Annotated in this window: 16 protein-coding genes; 5 read left to right on the forward strand and 11 right to left on the reverse strand. The window is 48.0% G+C overall.

The annotated features are described in order from the left end of the window. Window positions 1-2: 2 nt before the first annotated feature. From DESAL_RS00455 to DESAL_RS00485, 7 genes are all read right to left on the reverse strand, one after another. Complete coding sequence (locus DESAL_RS00455) at window positions 3-701, reverse strand: DVU0298 family protein (RefSeq protein WP_012765681.1); 699 nt, start codon at window positions 699-701, stop codon at window positions 3-5. 170 nt (window positions 702-871) lie between these two features. Beyond that, complete coding sequence (locus tag DESAL_RS00460; RefSeq protein ID WP_012765682.1) at window positions 872-2077, reverse strand: FprA family A-type flavoprotein; 1206 nt, start codon at window positions 2075-2077, stop codon at window positions 872-874. A 119-nt stretch (window positions 2078-2196) separates the two neighbouring features. Continuing rightward, window positions 2197-2355 (reverse strand): rubredoxin, encoded by a 159-nt coding sequence (rd, locus tag DESAL_RS20410; RefSeq protein WP_012765683.1) that lies wholly within the window; start codon window positions 2353-2355, stop codon window positions 2197-2199. A 24-nt stretch (window positions 2356-2379) separates the two neighbouring features. Then, on the reverse strand, window positions 2380-2559 hold the full coding sequence (locus DESAL_RS20415) for a rubredoxin (protein WP_012765684.1): 180 nt from the start codon (window positions 2557-2559) through the stop codon (window positions 2380-2382). A gap of 14 nt (window positions 2560-2573) precedes the next feature. Next, window positions 2574-2957 (reverse strand): desulfoferrodoxin, encoded by a 384-nt coding sequence (locus DESAL_RS00475; protein WP_012765685.1) that lies wholly within the window; start codon window positions 2955-2957, stop codon window positions 2574-2576. Between the two features lie 31 nt (window positions 2958-2988). After that, window positions 2989-3564: a rubrerythrin gene (gene rbr, locus DESAL_RS00480; RefSeq protein WP_012765686.1), complete on the reverse strand. Its 576-nt coding sequence runs from the start codon at window positions 3562-3564 to the stop codon at window positions 2989-2991. Between the two features lie 161 nt (window positions 3565-3725). Beyond that, the gene (locus DESAL_RS00485) at window positions 3726-4115 is read right to left on the reverse strand and encodes a Fur family transcriptional regulator (RefSeq protein WP_012765687.1); all 390 of its coding nucleotides are present in this window, start codon (window positions 4113-4115) and stop codon (window positions 3726-3728) included. A 192-nt stretch (window positions 4116-4307) separates the two neighbouring features. Here DESAL_RS00485 and DESAL_RS00490 point away from each other — a divergent pair, with 192 nt between their 5' ends. Together DESAL_RS00490 and acs are read left to right on the forward strand one after the other, a co-directional pair. Further along, window positions 4308-5174, forward strand: coding sequence for a LytR/AlgR family response regulator transcription factor (locus tag DESAL_RS00490; RefSeq protein ID WP_012765688.1), 867 nt, complete (start codon window positions 4308-4310; stop codon window positions 5172-5174). A 156-nt stretch (window positions 5175-5330) separates the two neighbouring features. Further along, complete coding sequence (gene acs, locus DESAL_RS00495; RefSeq protein ID WP_012765689.1) at window positions 5331-7199, forward strand: acetate--CoA ligase; 1869 nt, start codon at window positions 5331-5333, stop codon at window positions 7197-7199. A gap of 106 nt (window positions 7200-7305) precedes the next feature. Here acs and DESAL_RS00500 read toward each other — a convergent pair whose 3' ends face one another. From DESAL_RS00500 to DESAL_RS00510, 3 genes are read right to left on the reverse strand one after another with little or no spacing between them, the layout of a single operon-like run. Continuing rightward, window positions 7306-7983, reverse strand: coding sequence for a DUF47 domain-containing protein (locus DESAL_RS00500; protein WP_012765690.1), 678 nt, complete (start codon window positions 7981-7983; stop codon window positions 7306-7308). A gap of 19 nt (window positions 7984-8002) precedes the next feature. Next, window positions 8003-9238 carry an inorganic phosphate transporter gene (locus tag DESAL_RS00505; protein WP_012765691.1) on the reverse strand — a complete coding sequence of 412 codons (1236 nt, stop codon included), beginning with the start codon at window positions 9236-9238 and terminating at the stop codon, window positions 8003-8005. After that, window positions 9238-11058 carry a HAMP domain-containing sensor histidine kinase gene (locus tag DESAL_RS00510; RefSeq protein ID WP_012765692.1) on the reverse strand — a complete coding sequence of 607 codons (1821 nt, stop codon included), beginning with the start codon at window positions 11056-11058 and terminating at the stop codon, window positions 9238-9240. The genes DESAL_RS00505 and DESAL_RS00510 overlap by 1 nt, the downstream gene beginning before the upstream one ends. 323 nt (window positions 11059-11381) lie before the next feature. Here DESAL_RS00510 and DESAL_RS00515 point away from each other — a divergent pair, with 323 nt between their 5' ends. Continuing rightward, window positions 11382-11624 (forward strand): phage regulatory CII family protein, encoded by a 243-nt coding sequence (locus DESAL_RS00515; protein ID WP_012765693.1) that lies wholly within the window; start codon window positions 11382-11384, stop codon window positions 11622-11624. A gap of 10 nt (window positions 11625-11634) precedes the next feature. Here the strand turns inward: DESAL_RS00515 and DESAL_RS00520 are convergent, their stop codons facing one another. Then, window positions 11635-14316 carry a tetratricopeptide repeat protein gene (locus tag DESAL_RS00520; protein ID WP_012765694.1) on the reverse strand — a complete coding sequence of 894 codons (2682 nt, stop codon included), beginning with the start codon at window positions 14314-14316 and terminating at the stop codon, window positions 11635-11637. A 166-nt stretch (window positions 14317-14482) separates the two neighbouring features. Here DESAL_RS00520 and DESAL_RS00525 point away from each other — a divergent pair, with 166 nt between their 5' ends. Continuing rightward, window positions 14483-16417 carry an ArnT family glycosyltransferase gene (locus DESAL_RS00525; protein WP_012765695.1) on the forward strand — a complete coding sequence of 645 codons (1935 nt, stop codon included), beginning with the start codon at window positions 14483-14485 and terminating at the stop codon, window positions 16415-16417. Between the two features lie 17 nt (window positions 16418-16434). Further along, window positions 16435-17472: a dual-specificity RNA methyltransferase RlmN gene (gene rlmN, locus DESAL_RS00530; protein WP_041722029.1), complete on the forward strand. Its 1038-nt coding sequence runs from the start codon at window positions 16435-16437 to the stop codon at window positions 17470-17472. The last annotated feature ends 83 nt before the right edge of the window (window positions 17473-17555 follow it).

The raw sequence follows: 17555 nt of genomic DNA on the forward strand, positions 1-17555 counted from the left end.
AATTAAATTCCGGAAATTTTATCCAGAGCTTCCTGAGCCAGCCTACCCACTGTTACAGACTGCAATGAAGAGTCCTTATAAATATCTATAACAGTATCATTATCCACCAAAGCTTCAAGCTTTTTAACGGATTCCGTTGATTTCAGAGCTCCCAGGGCCCAGCATGCAGTCCCCTGAATAACCGGGTCGGGGTAGGAAAGAAAACGGATAAGGTCGTCAGTAGCTTGAGCCGCGATTTTTTGACGAGTCTGTGCCATGCGGGCAACTCCCCATACCGCCCCGCGGAGCAGGGTAGGAAATTCAAGGTAGTTCTCCGGGCCTTCTTCGTCTTCGTGGCTGTAGCTTAAGAGGATTTTACCGTATTCAGCGGCCATCTGGTCGTTTACGGCAGCGATTTCCCCCATGGCTTCAGGGACTCCCCAGGCACATCCTCCGGATTCTTCATTGAGCATCCACATAATTCTGCGCATGACAATGCGTGCTTTGGGAGTGTCTTCCTCCACCATGCGGGATATAACCTTGCCGAAGCAGGTAATCCCATGCCAGCGGACTATAACCGTGGTCGCACACAGGGAAGCGAAAAGCGGTGATACAAGATTCTGCATGGAGTATTTCTCCATTAATTCATCGAACTTGCTTTCCCAGTTATCGTTAACCAGTGCGGCCATAACTTCTGCTTTTATCTTACGTCCGGTAGCCATATGCGATCCTCCTTGAAAGAGTGACGCTAAAAAAAACTATTATCGATAGAGGTGTAACAGCTTCCTATTTTTACATTTTCAATTTTTGAATAACATAAAAATTAAGGCTTTGTGAATTAGTTTTTAAAAAATGAAAATCCGGGCGGAGCAAACTCCGCCCGGAATATATACTATTTAGCGGTCTTTTCTTTAATTGCTGCTGCGATAGTAACGCCGAGCTGGAAGCACTCTTTGAGAGTGTCGTGGTCAGGGCGGTTTTTGGCTTTGATCTGAGGCTCGATAATATCGCAGCTCATTTTTTCAAGCCATTCGTTAAGGATGTTAACGCACTCACCGGACCAGCCGAAGGAACCTACTGCTGCACCGATCTTGTTCTGGGGACGCAGTCCCTTAACGTAGGTCAGCGCGTCAGCCATGCCGGGAAGGATGCCGTTGTTGTGAGTCGGAGAACCGATGACAATAGCGGCGGAGTCGAAAACTTCGCTCATGATGTCGCTGTGGTGGTTGGCCTTAACAGACATAACCTTAACGGAGATGCCTTCGGAAACGAGGCCGGAAGCTACAGCATTGATCATGCGCTCAGTGGAGCTCCACATGGTGTCGTAGAACAGGGTTGCTTTCTGCTTGGGTTCCTGTTTTGCGAATTCCATGTATTTTTCAAGAGCAAATGCGCAGTCTTCACCACGGAACATTAGGCCGTGGTCGGGGCAGATCATATCCACATCAAGGTTAAGGCCCGCGAAAGTTTCGAGGGTTTTGATCACCTTTGAGGAGTAGGGGGTGATGATGTTTGCGTAGTACTGCTGCATGTGGTCTGCGACCATTTCTTTGCTCATTTCATCTACCCAGCGTTCGCTGGCTGCGATGTTCTGGCCGAAAGCGTCACTGGTAAAGAGCAGCTTGTCTTCGGGAACAAAGGTGAACATGTTGTCAGGCCAGTGCAGCATGCGGGTTTCATAGAAACGCAGGGTGCGTTTACCGATGGAAACTTCTTCACCGGGCTTTACTACATGTACGGGCCAGTCTTTGCTGTCAAAAAATGTAGCAATGTTTTTTCCGCCCATGACGGAAACAAAGATTTTTTCGGGCTTGCAGATCTCGACCATTTTTTCGAGGCAGCCTGCGTGGTCGGGCTCAAGATGGTTGACCACGATGTAATCAATTTCTTCAGGTTTGGTCAGGTGGGAGAGGGAGCAGAGGAACTCGCCCTCGGACCCTTTGGAAACAGTATCCACCAGAACTTTCTTTTCATCTTCGATGTAGAAAGCGTTGTAGGTGGTTCCATTAGCGGAGCGGGCATATCCGTGAAAGTTGCGGCAGTTCCAGTCCACAACTCCAATCCAATGTACGCCTTCTTTAATTTCAACAGGTCTCACTTGAATATTCCTACTATAATTTTATGGTTTTATTTATGCGCAGAAAGCCGGGAATATCCCGGCTTTCTGTTCTTTCTTATATAAGCATCCGTATTCAGTTGGATGCAGTATGCAGTGTCTTAATCTTCAGGCTCGAAATCATCCTTGCCTGCGCCGCATACGGGACATTCCCAATCTTCAGGGATATCTTCGAATTTGGTACCGGGAGCGATACCCCCATCCGGATCACCTTCAGCAGGATCGTAAACCCAGCCACAAATTGTACATACGTATTTCATTTCGAATCTCCGTGATAATTTTATTTAGCCCAGGGGCTTGAAGGATTTTTTACTTGCGCCGCATACCGGGCATTTCCAGTCTTCAGGCAGATCTGCGAAGGCAGTTCCTTTGGCAATTTTACCTTTGCGATCTCCCTTGTCCGGATTGTATATATAGCCGCAATTGCTAACCTGACATTGATACATATCTTTAGGTTCAGCCATAGTACTATCCTGTCTTATGCTTTCCAAAGACCGTGCAGGTTACAGTATGCACGTGCAATAACCGGTTCATCGCCGAACTTGCAGCCGCAGAAATCAGCTTCAGGAGCTTCGCCGGGCTTAAGCTGCTTGAAGTAACGGTTGTTGCCGGAAACCAGTTCGATCCACTCGATCCAGTGTTTTTCTTCCATAGGATGGGCAACTTCACCGACTTTAACTTTGTAGCCGCCTTCGATCTTTTCAATAACCGGGACGTGCTTTTCTTTAGCAGCATCAACGGTGTTTTCGGTCAAAAGAACCATATCTGATCCACAGCAGGCAAGGTTACCGGGGCCGGCATGAAGAACCATAGTGATGTTACCGCAAGCTTCGCATTTATAAACTTCGTACAATTCAGCCATTTTTAATACTCCACAGGGTTAGGGTTATCGACTACCAGTTCTCACAGACTACCTGAAAATGTGCCTGAGGATGGTCACATGCAGGGCATTTGTGTGGTGCGCAGTCACCTTCGTGGGTGTATCCACAGTTCTGACACTGCCAGATGATAGCGTTGTCTTTTTTGAATACCTTGTCGTCTTCAATGTTTTTGGCCAGAGCAAGATATCTTTTTTCGTGAAATTCTTCAGCTACTGCGATTGCACGGAAAATTGCTGCAATTGTGTTGAAGCCTTCTTCTTCCGCAATCTTGGCGAATTCGGGATACATTTCTTCCCATTCGTGTCTTTCGCCGCCGGCTGCTTCTTTGAGGTTTTCAATGGTAGAGCCGATTACTCCTGCGGGGAATGCTGCAGTTACTTCCACTTCGCCGCCTTCAAGAAGTTTGAACAGTCGTTTTGCGTGTTCTTTTTCCTGATTGGCAGTCTCTTCGAAGACTTTGGAAATCTGCACATAACCTTCCTTTTTAGCCTTGGATGCAAAGTAGGTGTAACGGTTACGGGCCTGAGATTCTCCTGCAAACGCGGTCAGGATATTCTTTTCTGTTCTTGAACCTTTAAGTTGGGACATGAGCTTCTCCTTATCTCGCTGCCTTGAGCAGCAGATTGTATAGTCGAAATAGCTATAGCAATAATTAACAGTAAATAGCGCCGCTGTCAGGTTTTTAGACAAAAAAATAACATCTCCATCCTTAAGTATGGGTATTAAATGAAGATGTTATTTAAAAAAGATTATTGTATTTTGGTCTGACATTCCGGACATAAACCGAAATATTCTATCGAGCAGCCTTTTACATCATACCCTCTGGCCTCGATGTCATCGATTTCAGGGGCGGTAACTTCGTTCATGACGTCATCTACCTTGCCGCACTGAAGGCATCTAATATGCGGATGCGGTTCGGCATTTCCATCAAATCTGTTTTTTCCACTTGTCTCAATCTTGAGGATGACACCGTTGTCCGCCATAAGTTCCAAGTTGCGGTATACGGTTCCCAGGCTGATGTTAGGGAGTCTTTTGCGTACTCGTTCATACAGTTCATCAGCGGTGGGATGACAGGTAAGTCCTTTGAGCTCCTCAAGTATGAGTTCTCTCTGTTTTGATCGTCTTTGTCCTATTTTCATGTGCACCTCTTGCACATAAACTAGTAATAGTTCTCGTTTGTGTCAACCCTTTTTAAAATTGTTAATTAATTAGATATCACACTTCAAAAGTATGATAAAGTTGGGTTTCTCGAAAAGAATAGGAGCTTGCAGTCTGTCTGAATTCAAGCTATCCCTTGAATAATTGGATTAATTGTAATCACGGGAGATTTCTTGCCCAGCCTCAAAACTCTCATTCTTCACCCGGACGCTGAGGTCCGCTCAGGTATCCGTGAAGCCCTTCGCGGAGTGAAGCTTGTGCGTGTATTGGGTGAAACCGTTAACGCTGATGAGGCATTGGAGCTTCATAAAGCAGTGGGGTATGGGATAATCTTTCTTGGTTTTGATTATGAAGAGGGTATAAATGGTGCTGAATTAGCTCAGGCATTGGGAGCCAGTAAGCATAAACCCGGACTGATCTTTATTGCCGGGGATGAGACCAAGGCTTATGAGGCTTTTGAGCTTGGAGCTGTCGATTATCTTATCTGGCCTCCTGACGAAGAGCGTATGCAGAAGACCTTGGAGCGCATTGCCCGTTTCAAGAGTCATTTTAGGGAAATCCCTGAACCTTCGGACTGGAAAGAATCCGGTACCGGCGTGGAGACAGGGGAAGAGACCTTGCAGCTTTCACTTGGTGAGGATGAGCAGGACAAATTTCTTTCCGCACTTAAAAATGCCTGGGATTTTTCCCAGACCCGCCAGCCGGAAATAGAAAAACTTCCGGTAAACCAGGATGGGCGTATGATGCTCATCCCTTATACCCAGATAATCTTTGTGGAAGCTTACGAAGATTACTCTTATGTGCACACCGCCAATCAGAAATTTCTCACCTCCCACAGATTGAAAAATCTTGAGGAGCGCCTCGGTCCGCACCGTTTTTTCAGGGTGCATCGCAAGTATCTGGTAAATCTGGAAATGGTTACAGAAATAGCCTCTCTGCCGGGTAGTAACTTTATGCTCCGCACAGCCGGTCGTACAAGGATCGAGCTGCCTATCAGTCGCAGGCGGATCAGCAAACTCAAGCAGATTCTGGGGATGTGATCATGCCGCTTACCGATACACTTATGCCGTTTGCCGAATATGGACTGCATTGTCCTCACCGGGTATGTACAAATACAATTGGACAAACCGTTCTTGGGGTAAAGCAAGTTTTTAATTTCGAGGTGTCTTTGGCTGGATTAACGAATGGAGGGCGTAGTGGATCATAAGGAAACACTGGACAGCCTGTTGCATGAAGAGAGAGTTTTCCGTCCCCTGCCTCAGATGCTTATTGAGGCCGGGGTCAATCCGCAGGATCTGCGCGCGGCGCGTGAACTTGCGGAAGTGGATCTCTGCTCCTATTGGGAAGAAGCAGCCGAAGAACTGGACTGGTTTAAAAAATGGGAACAAGTCTGCGATATTTCCGATGCACCCAATTATCGTTGGTTCAGCGGAGCGCGTTGTAACATTGTCTACAACGCCCTTGACCGTCATATAGAGACTGTAAACAAGAATCGTCTGGCCTTGATCTGGGAAGGTGAGCCGGGGGATTCCCGCCAATACACTTATTATGAACTTTATCGGGCTGTGAACCGTTTTGCCAACGGCCTGAAAGCGCTTGGCGTAGGTAAAGGTGACCGGGTGGTCCTTTACATGCCTCAGCTTCCTGAAACAGTGATCGCCATGCTTGCCTGCGCCCGTATCGGTGCCGTGCATTCAATGGTTTTTTCTGGATTTTCAGCACGACTGCTGCGTGAGCGTGTCCGTGAAGTTGATCCCCGTGTGGTTGTTACTGTGGACGGTTTTTACCGTAACGGGCAGGTCATCCGTCTTAAGGAAGAGGTTGACCGTGCACTGCTGGACGATCCTGCACAGAATCTGGAATCTGTGGTCGTGGTCCATCGGGCCAACGTGGACGTGAACATGGATTCCGCCCGTGACTGCTGGTACGAGGATCTTGTGCGTCATGAACGTCCGCACGCTCCTGCCGAGATTATGGCTGCCGATGATCCCCTGTTCATCATGCATACTTCGGGCACCACAGGAAAACCCAAAGGTTTAGTCCATTCCCACGGCGGATATATGGTCGGTGTGCACCGTACCTTCAAATGGGTCTTTGATCTTAAGCCTACAGATATTTTCTGGTGTTCTGCTGATCCGGGCTGGATCACCGGGCACAGCTACCTTGTTTACGGCCCCCTGCTGGCCGGGACCACTACCGTTATGTATGAGGGGCACTCCCTCTATCCGCAGGCAGACCGACTCTGGAATATTGTTTCCAAATACGGGGTCACAATTTTTTATACTTCTCCTACTCAGATCAGGACCCTTATGCGGTTCGGTCACCGCTATCCTGAGCAGCACGACCTTTCTTCACTGCGCATTCTCGGTGCGGTTGGTGAGCCGTTCAATACTGAAGCATGGCTCTGGATGTACGAGAATATCGGTAAGGGCCAGTGTCCGGTGCTGGATACATGGTGGCAGACCGAGACCGGAATGATTATGATCAGCCCGTTGCCGGTGTCTGTTCTGAAGCCCGGTTCCGTGACCAGACCTCTGCCGGGAATTGACGCTGATGTTGTTGATGCTGAAGGTAATCCTGTACCTGATGGCAAGGGTGGTTTGCTGGTGATCAAGAAACCTTGGCCTGCCATGTTCAGTGATGTGATCGGTGATCGTGAAGAGGTCATGGCTCATTATTGGAAGCGCATTCCGGGCATGTTCTATGCCGGGGACGTTGCCCGCAAGGATGAAGACGGCTACTTCTGGATTCAGGGCCGCGCTGATGACGTGCTTAATATTTCAGGACACCGCATTGGAACCGCCGAGGTGGAATGTGCGCTGACTAAGCATCCGCAGGTTGCGGAAGCTGCTGTGGTTGGTGTTGTGGATAAGATTAAGGGGCAGGTTGCCAAGGCGTATGTGACCTTGAATCATGGTTTTGTAGAGTCAGACGACCTGCACCGTGAGTTGAAAGAACAGGTCCGCCGTGAGCTGGGCCCCATCGTCATCGTGCGTTCTATCGAATTCAGGGATGAACTGCCCAAGACATCCAGCGGTAAGATCAAGCGTACTGAGTTGGGGTAATCTACCCCTTCAATCCCATTTCAGAACTGATAAAATCAGCAAAGCCCCTCATGCAAACATGGTTCGCAAGAGGGGCTTTGTTCATTTAATCTATTAAAGCAGCTTCTTATCTGGCAATCATAGCACGCAGCATGTCAGCGCAGATTTCAGCCTGATGCGCCATTTCGTTAAGGCAGTCTACGAAGTGGGTCAGCTGGTAGATATCTTTGAAGTCCATATCGGAATTGTAGATCTTTTTGCTCAGTTCCTTGCGTAGTTCCATGGAGCGGGCGTAGTGCTTGCGGACTTTGCGGAACTTATTCTTGGCACCTTCACGGTCAATGGATTTGCCTTCATTGAGAGAGATGGTGGCCTTCAGTGCAGGGCCGAGGCTGGTGGTAGTGTCATTCACCTCGGAAAGCAGCAGGATCAGGTCCTTCTGGTACTCAGAGGGAATTGTTACCTTGCGCATAGCCAGCCAGTGCAGGGCTTCCTGAGCGCTGTCCAGAATGTTGTCCTGGTTGCGGGTGTAGTTGAAGAACAGAACCTTATCCACGGACATGAACATGGAGTGCGGCAGGTGGTTGCGGATGGAGCGCTTGATTTTATCTGCCTGACCTTCAACAGTATCGATCTGTTCGATCAGTTCGCTGAATTCGCGGCAGGTGTCGTTGCCTGCAACATAGCATTCAACGGAATCGTTGATAATGTGAATGCACTCAGCAATTTTGTTGTAGTGCTTGACCAGCCCGTCCATAGGGTTCTTGTTAACGATAAGGCCTAAGAAAGGAAGACGAAAGTGCATAATGTTCTCCTTGTGTTATCTAAATGAAAGCCCATTTGAGCAGGCTGAAAATTGTTATACTTGTGATCGCGGCAATGGGTACGGTGAGCACCCAATAGAGCACGATTCTTCCTAGTATTTTAAAGTTTACGGCTGAGAAACCTCTTGCAAGACCTACACCTACAACTGCACCAACGGCTGCGTGGGTGGATGATACCGGCAACCCTAGGTTGGATGCTGTCAGTACGGTTGAAGCTGCACCGAAGTCAACAGCGAATCCGCGGGTGTTGGTCAGTACGGTGATTTTCTCACCCACGGTCCCCATAACTTTGTGGCCCATGAGGGAGATACCGATGGCGATACCCAGTCCGCCCATAACCAGCAGGCCCATAGGAACATCGGCTTTAGCCAGCAGCACGTGTTCCTTGGATATAAGGTAAATTGCTGCTACCGGTCCGATGGCGTTGGCAACATCGTTTGCACCCTGAGAGAGGGCAACGTAACAGGATGTTCCCACCTGCAGCTTACGGAAGGTTGCTTCTACTGCTTCAGCGCCATCTTCAGGATCGCCGACCAGCTTATTGATAGCCAGTCTTCCGGCAAACCAGACCAAAGCGGCAATACCGAAGCCGAGAGCAAGTGATCCCATAAAGGGAAGCTTCAGGTTTTTACCCATTGGGGTCTTATATAGAAATGAAAGGGAAATCAGCAGAACTGTCAAGCCCATCCAGATAGGAGCCCATTTTTTTGCCTGATGGATGAAGTCCTTTTTGAAGAGAATTGTCTTCCTGATATGTGTAAAGATGGCAAAGGCAATTGTTGCGGCAAAGAATGGTGAAATGATCCAGGACATTACAATTCCGACCATTTTCAGCCAGTTAACCACATCAGGACCGCCGGCAACAAGGCCGAAGCCGAGGATGGCACCAACAATTGAGTGTGTTGAGGATACCGGCAAGGCCGTGAATGTTGATATGAGTACCCAGAGTCCTGCTGCGAGCAGAGCCGAAAACATACCGATCATTATGATTTTCGGATCGGCTATTGCCGCCGGGTTAATAATCCCTTTACTGACCGTTGCGGTCACATGGGAGCCGAGGAAAACCGCTCCCGCAAAGTTAAGGGTCCCTGCGATCAGTACTGCCTGCCGGATGGTGATGGCTTTCGCACCTACAGCCGAAGCCATGGAGTTGGCTACGTCGTTGGCTCCTAGGTTAAAGGCCATCATGAACCCTGCAAACAGGGACATGTAAAAAAACAGATCGTAAATATCCATTAGAGATAATCCCCTTGTTGTGAGTCCTTCGTGGACTCAGAAGCTTGTTCAGCTGCTACCGGAAGTTTCACACAGAATGAAGATCCGGTACCTGTTATTGCGTCAACCGGGCTTTCCACCCAGATGTCGCCGTTGAAGTTACGTGCAAGACTGCGGCACAATGCCAGTCCCAATCCGGAACTGCCGTGTCCCACAGCGTTTTCATCCAATTTGAAAAATCTTTCGAAAATACGTTCCTTATCAGCGGGCGCAATTCCCGGCCCTTCATCAACAACCCTGATTATGGCAAATTCACGGTCTGCTTCAGCCTGAACTTTAACGTTGGTGTTTTCAGGAGCATATTTGATGGCGTTCTCGATAAGGTTGTCGAAAATCTGAACCAAGCCTTCGCTTGTTCCGGTGATTTTGATTTGCGGAATTTCATTTTTGCTGAGACGGATATTTTTATTTTCCGCCAGAGATTGCAGGTTGGCCATGCTCAATGCAATACATTTTTGCAGATTAGTAGGTTTGGTGCGCAGCTTTTTGCCGGAATATTCACTGCGGGTCAGGGCGAACATGCTGGTGATGACCTTGGACATGTGGTTGGCGTTATCAAGGATGGTTCCAAGGAAGCTGGTCAGAATTTTCTGATCCTGCGGCGGGTTGTCGATAAGGGTTTCGGAGTAACCCTTGATGCTGGTCAGCGGGGTGCGCAATTGGTGTGATGCATTGGAAACAAAGTCGCGGAGAATTTTTTCCATCCGTCTCATTTCGCTGATGTCATGGAAAACAAGGATCAGTTTGCGGCGACTTTTGTAATCTTCATAGGAACAAATGGTTACATTCATGGACCTGCCGTCCGCAAGATCAACAATCAGGGAGTCGGAATTGTTTTCGCTGCCATGCTTGAGAATTTTATCCACGGCATCCTGAATTTCGTGGCGGGTCAGCACTTCAAGGGGAACCCGGCCTACAAATTCCTGTGTGTCAGGGACAAGTTCAGTCATCGATTTGTTGACTGATTCAATTTTACCTTGCGGGTCGAGGACCATGATGCCTTCGGTCATATTTTCGAACATGGCATCAAGCTGGTTGCGCTGATCCTCAATTATGCGGATGTGGCCTTGAATCTTCTTGGCCATAGTGTTGATGGATTTTGCCATCAACTGATATTCTCCGCCGGGGATGACTCTGATGCGCTTGCTGTAGTCTCCTTCTCCGATGGCCTGCGCCGTGGCGGAGACTTCTTTTACTGCTGATGTGGTGCGTTTGCCGATAAATATCAGTAAAATCGCGGAGCCGACCGCCAGCATGCCAAGGAGTATTGAAAAGTGGATCATAACCCGGTCCAGCCGTTCTCCGATTATGGAGTAGGGCAGTGCCAGTCTGATGAATTCACCGTTGTCGCCTATTGATTTGGCAACGTAGAGCATGCGTGTTTGCAGGGTTTTGCTGTAGCGGATGTTCTTTCCGGTTCCGCTGGTTTCCGCGGCGATAACTTCAGGGCGGTTGGAATGGTCGTCCAGTTCAGGAAGCCTGCTTGCTTCAACACTGGAGTCGGCAAGGACTTTGCCTTTCTTGATATATGTAATGCGGACATCGAGTTGGGAACCCAGCTCGGTTATTTCTTTCTGGAATGCAGGGCTTCCGGGGCTGACAGGACTGTGACTTATTTTCCAGCGGACATAATTCAGGAGTCTGGAGGTGTTCTGCCTGCTGGAAGCTGTGAGCTCTTCTGACACCGTTCCATAATAGAACCAGAAGGTCAGCAACAGGGCGCAAAGCAGTACCGCCCAGCCCCAAAGCAGAATCTTCATATGTAGTGATGTCTTAGGCAAAATATTTCTCCCTGAGGATTGTCCAAAACAGAAATCTAACTTCGCTGATTGTCACAGGGGAGTAACAAGCATGATAACATGGTTAGGTCAAGTTTTGTTACAAAAGTGCATTGCTTGCATATATTATTGGAATATTAGGGAAAGGTGTTATGTCTCTGGTTCTGTTGGTCGAATATGATTGTTACAATACAGTTACAATTGCTTTTTGTCAGCAGAATGGGCATATGATGGGGCGAATCAATATGCCAAGTTGAACGGAGTTGAGTTTTAGTTTATTAGAGCTCATTAAGGAAAGCTAACTGATAAGGATAAGGCTGAAAATAATGTCGGAAAAAGTTGAAAAAGCAATTCAAGATTTGGTTATGAATGGTCCGGTGCCTTTAGAGGAATTGGCTGAAAGGCTGGGAAAGACCCCTAAAACTCTGGCCCGTGAAGTTAATCCGGATGATAAAAAGGCCAAGCTGGGCGCAGAAACCCTTGTGGAAATCATGCGCATTACCGGCGGTGTTGAGCCTTTACGTCTTATGGCTGAAGAGTTGGACCTCACGCTTGAGTCTCTTGATTAATATTTAGTAGTTAGGGGTGCAATGTCGGTAAAAGCCATGCATTGCTGTTGTATTTGAAATCTATGGATAAACCGGAATAGTTATCATATCCGGTAGTAATTTCTCTCTTTTCATTAAGATATATTCCTTCCATTTCCACAAAAGAAGTTTCTTCCGGGCCGGTCGTGCTGTTTGAGGTGCCGTTTAATTTACGGGCGGCATCCTTGAGGCGTGATGGATTTTTAGCAGCGGCAAATTCTTGCAGCGCAGCTTCCCTTTCTTTACCGGCCAGAGAAGTTATTATTTTTCCCAGCTCAACAACTTCATTTACTTCAGGGCTGTTGTCCAGAGCTTCGTCATAAAGATCGTCCGCCTCTTCGCGCAGGCCCAAGGCCAGATTTATTCGGGCCAGATTGTTGAGCAGCCTTCCTTGATCCCCTTCATTCAAATCAATAGCAAGTGTATACAGGGATGCTGCACGTTCCATTGTAGATGTAGAGTTGGTATATAGGCCGGCAATAGCTAGGGCGTCCGCTTTCAGAGCCACTGCTTCTTCTCTGCTTGGGGTGTCGGAAAAGCTGGATCTTGCAGCTTGTTCCAGAGCCTTGACTACAGACACTGAGGGGGTAAGAGCCATTTCACGGATTAAAAGATTTAGTTGCAAAAATCTTGGCTTCAATCCTGCTTTAACCGACATGGGACGGGAAATGAGCTCTCTGGCTTCAGCTCTATCAGTTGCATCAGTAGAGAAGTAAAGACTTGCTGCGATGATTTCAGGTTGTCCCTCCATCTCCCCGTTAAGTTGCATTGTCTGCATGAACATATTTTCAAAGGCTTCCGCATCGCTCATGGCGGGGTAAGCCAGCCATTCACCAAGCACGTTGACTCCAGCCTTGATCAGTTTTGCCTGCGGCATGTTGAATCGTTCATATCCGGCAGCATACTCAAGAGTCTTGGGCAGAATGAATCTTGTGGCTGAGGCTTCTTCAGAACTGCGTCCGTCAATTCGGATGGTAGGCAGTGCTTCGGCTGTTATGCGTTCCATCTTATAGGCCAGAGCAAGCTCATAAAAATAACGGTCTTTGTTTTTCATGTGCTCTGCACGTTCAAGGTATGGTCTAACCGAGAGAAGGCTGTCTGTTCGCTGGAAGGCAAGACGGGCAAGCCCGGTAAAAGGTCGTGCGTCATCAGGGTTAATACCGTTAAGCCTGTGGAAAAGCGGTTCAGCAAGGTCGGGTCTGTCCAGCAGGATTAGCGCATTTCCTTTTTCCAGTTGCAGGTCAAAATTGTCTTGATCATTTATGGAAAGTACTGTCTCGCAAAGACTTGCCCTTTGGGGCAGGCTGTTGATCTGATGACGTAGGTCATCGTTGAGGTCCGGGTTGGCCAGCAGTGGTTTGAGTTGAGTGGAGGCAGCTCCCCCGGCTTCAATATCAAGATTGCTGTATTGCGCTTTTGCTGTTGTCAGCAGCATCTCAGGTGCAACAGGGAGTGATGAAATTGCTATGGCCCCGCTCAGCAGGGGGGCTGCGCGGGTGATGTCTTCGGCTTTCAAGGCCTGTTCCCCAAGTGAATATAGAACCCAAGGCACTACCGGGGAGTGAATGCGGTCATGGAAAATACGGGAAGAAAGTATAAATTGGGCTTCCTGAGTTGCTTCATATGCCTGGGTCAGAAATTCAATGCGCTCCAGATTTTTTTCCAATGAGTGTGGTCCGTTCTCGCTTTGATCAACATTTTTTTGCAGATTTTCGGAGATAGTGCGGATTGTGTGTAAATCCAGCATGGAGCAGAGTTTCATCAGGATGATGCACATATCGAGGCAAGAGGCATCATACGTAGATATGTTGTTCCTGATTGCTGAAGCCACAGCGACCAATTCTTCAACATCGTCCATATTGAATCGATATTCGCTGTGACGTAATCGGGTCAGGATGCTTTCAGCCCGGTAAGCCAGATATCCACCGCAGGTTGCGTTGCATAGTGCGGGAAATTTTTTTTCTGAAATAACCGGAAATTCCGGAAGGGGTAAATCGGCGGGCCCGAGGATGTTGTCCAGCACAGCTTTACCGGGACCGGGTATGCTGGCAGGAATGATGGAATCCCTTTCCTGAACAGAAATTTTCACCTTGCGGCCTTCCGGTCCGGGAGTCAGATAGATGCGGACTTTTTCAAATAAACCGCAGTTCTCAAGGATGATCCGGGCAGCGATAATTTTTTGCGGGGTAGCATTCTCGCCGGGCAGGATCTGGGCTAAAGCCATCACTGCGTTGGGAGTAAGTCGTGAATCTCCACTGACTTCGATTGAGGCAACAGATTGGTTTGAGATTAACTGTACTGTCGAATCTGCCAGTTTGTTGGCTGCTGGCTCCGAACTGCTTCCGCCGATCTGCTTTCCTTTAATGAAAACTTCCGGTTCAAGGTGAAAGTTATCGGTAAGTAATGCGGAATAAGATGTGCCTTTGTCATCTCTGACCATCAGTCCGGAGAGCGTGTATCTTGATTCGGGAGGTTCTGATGTGCAGTTTGCGCAACTTAGGCCGGCAGCAGTTAAGCGCTGCTTGATGATGGCTTTGAATTCAGGCGATGGTTGTCCTGAAGGAGTAAGAAAATCTCCAATGGATATGTGCGTGGATGAGGCTAAAGCTGCTGCGGGCAGCAGGGAAATAAGAAAAGCTAAAAAAAGAAGTTTTACGGAAATTGGAAAACGCATCTCAGCCTCTTGGTAAATATAAGTAAGATATGGCTTAATAAGTAACCTATCATGGCCATTTAATCCAGCCCTGCATGTTTCGACTTGGAGGGAGAACTCTGGTACAGGTAGCCCACGTCGTGAATATGAACTTTTTGAAAATATAGATTGGAATCGGGATCAGCAAATGGATAATAAATCTGAGTCAGTTCTTAATGGATTTTGCAGGAAAAACTGGGCGTTGCTGCTTGGCATGCTGCTTATTTTTTCTGCTGCGGTTTCCTTTTACGGAACATGGCTGAATTATTTTTACGATATTGACGAACCTAAATATGCCCGTGCTGTGTATGAAATGATCCACAGCGGCAACCTTTTAGCCCCTATGTTCGACGGCATGCCGCGAATGGAGAAGCCTCCCTTGGCCTACTGGGTCATGTATCCTTTTGCGTGGCTGGCTTCACTTGACGGTTTCAGCGGAAATGCTCTGACCTTCTTTCGTCTGCCTACGGTGATTTGTTCTGTTCTTATGGTATTGGGAACAGCTTTAACCGGACGCAGGCTTTTCGGTCCGGCAACAGGGCTGCTTGCCGGGATGATCCTGCAAAGCTCCGTACTTTTTAAATTCATGGCTGTGATGATGAAAGTCGACGTGGTTTTCGCCTGCTGCGTTACTTGGGCCACGTATTTTTATTTACAACGTTACCTTGGGGACAAAAGTACCAAGGTGGCTGTTGGCGGAGCAGTACTGACCGCTTTGGGCGTGCTTGCTAAAGGTCCTTTCGCTTTCCTGCCGATGGCCGGATATGCACTGGCTGTAGGGATTCGTCATAATGTGAATAAAAAGAATGAGTCCGGCGAACCTGCATCTTTTGTGTCCGCCATGAATATCAAGGGGCTTGTCGCTGCCAAATGGGATGACCGTAACATTCTGCTGCTCTGGTTTGTTGCCGGGTGTGCGCCGTTCTTTCTATGGCTTTATGGGGCATGGCTTAGTTCCGGGTTCGACTATACTCAGGGGCTGCTAGGGCAGTTTTTCCATAATACGGCTTCCACAAGTTCCAAGGTTACGGATAAACTAAGTCACCTTGATCCTTACTTCGATACCTTGACCGTAATCTTCTTCCCGTGGGGCGGATATGTGTTTGGAACCGTTTACGGAATCTGGCGCAGCATCAGGGAGAAGTTTAATGAAAAGTATGTCTTCATGGCCTGCGTTTTTCTGGTTTACCTGATAATTTTCACCCTGCTTTTCAAGCTCAAGTCCAACCGTTACATGCTGCCGATATTGCCGCTGCTGTCCATTCTGGTGTGTGACTGGCTGGTTAATGCCAAGCGGGATAAAACCTATCGCACTCTTTTTGAGATGGGTTTTGTATGGATTCTGTCTATGGCTGCCATGCTTGGTTACCGCTCATTCAAATCCATGAGTGTTTCAGTGAACCTTGCAGATCGGGTTCCTGTGGGCCCGTATATGGAGTTGATGCTTCCGTTTTTTGTCGCTCTGGGCGGTTTCTTTTTGGTCATGCTTATTGTGAGCATTAAGCAATCCCATCGACCGGCTTTGCATATTGTGGTCGGATCACTGGCGATTACGGTGGTAATGCCTTTTTATTACAAAGCATTGCCGTCTTATGCTTCTTTGACTGAAAATCGGCCCATGCCTATTCTGGCACAGGCGGTTACCGATAAAATCGCAGCATTTTCCGATAGCGATACTCTGGTTATTCACCGTCCGTTTTTTATTAAGACCTTTCCAGATGTGGCCTACTATCTTAAAAAGCTTGATAAGGATGGAAACTGCATGTACTCGCTCGGTTCCGGGGCGCGTCATGGTGATCTGATGCAGATTCTGGCGACTCCGCAGATTGCGGCAGAGATGTTCAAGAAAGAACATCCCGATGCGGATAAGTATCCGGTCTACCAATATCTCAAGAATAAGAAATTTAAGAATGCAGTTTTGCTGCTTTCCGCAAGCGATTTTTATCAGCTGAAGCCATTTATGAATTCCCTTCCAGATATGGTAAAACAGTATATTGAAGTTGCGGAAATGGAACTGCTGACCATAAAATGGATTAAAGAAAAGATTTTTATTGTCCGCTTTAATCCCGGTAAAATGAAATAATGTCTGATAATAATAAAATGATAGATATACTTGATTTGGAATACAGCGAGCTGGAAAGTTTTGTCTCGCAGGAGCTGAAGGCTCCCCGTTTTCGTACCGACCAGATCTGGCAATGGCTCTGGCAGAAAGGTGTCGAAGATTTCGATTCCATGACCAACCTTGCCAAGAATCTACGTGATGAATTGAAGGCCAAAGCGGTTATCAACCATCCGCAGGTGGATGTGGTCCAGACCAGTAAGGACGGCACCATCAAGCTGCTCCTGCGCCTGAAAGACGGTGCTCTGGTGGAGACTGTGCTTATCCCCATGGAGGGACGTTACACCCAGTGCCTGTCCACTCAGGTGGGCTGCGCGATGGCCTGCACTTTCTGCAACACCGGTTTGATGGGCTTTGAGCGTAATATGTCCATGTCCGAGATGCTCGGTCAGGTTCTTGCGGGCCGTAAATACCTGCGCGAAAATAATCTTGATCCACTCAAGAATCTTGTTTTCATGGGTATGGGCGAGCCTCTGCTCAACCTTGATAATTTGATTCGCACCCTGCGCAATCTTAATAATCAGGACGGCCTTTCCTTTGTGCCCCGGCGCATAACTGTTTCTTCCGTTGGCTTCGTAAAGCAGTTGGAAGAGCTGGGCAAGACCGGGCTGACCCTCCCTGCAATTTCCCTGCATGCTCCCACACAGGAACTGCGTGAGAAGATTATGCCCAAGGCCGCCAAGACTCACATCGAAGACTTGTTGGCAGCAATGGACCGTTTTCCGCTTAAGCCTCGGGAGAAGGTTACTTATGAATATCTCTTGCTGGGCGGAGTCAACGATTCCATTGAGCACGCCAAGCAATTGGTTAAACTGCTCGGACATCGCCGTTGCAAGGTTAACCTTATTGCTTACAATCCCGGTGACGAGCCTCTTTACAAGGCCCCCACAAGAGAGAAGGTTCTGGCCTTTGAAAAATATCTCTGGGATAAAAAGATAACCGCAACTATCCGCAGGTCTATGGGGCAGGATATTAAAGCGGCATGCGGGCAGCTTAAAGCTGATCAGCAAAAGAAGTGATGCGCTACGCGCTCTTGTTAAAAGATTTTGCCTCTGGCAGCCAAAGGGGATAATCCCCTTTGGAATCCTTAATAGAGTATACG

The organism is Maridesulfovibrio salexigens DSM 2638 (assembly GCF_000023445.1).
GTDB classification, from domain to species: domain Bacteria; phylum Desulfobacterota; class Desulfovibrionia; order Desulfovibrionales; family Desulfovibrionaceae; genus Maridesulfovibrio; species Maridesulfovibrio salexigens.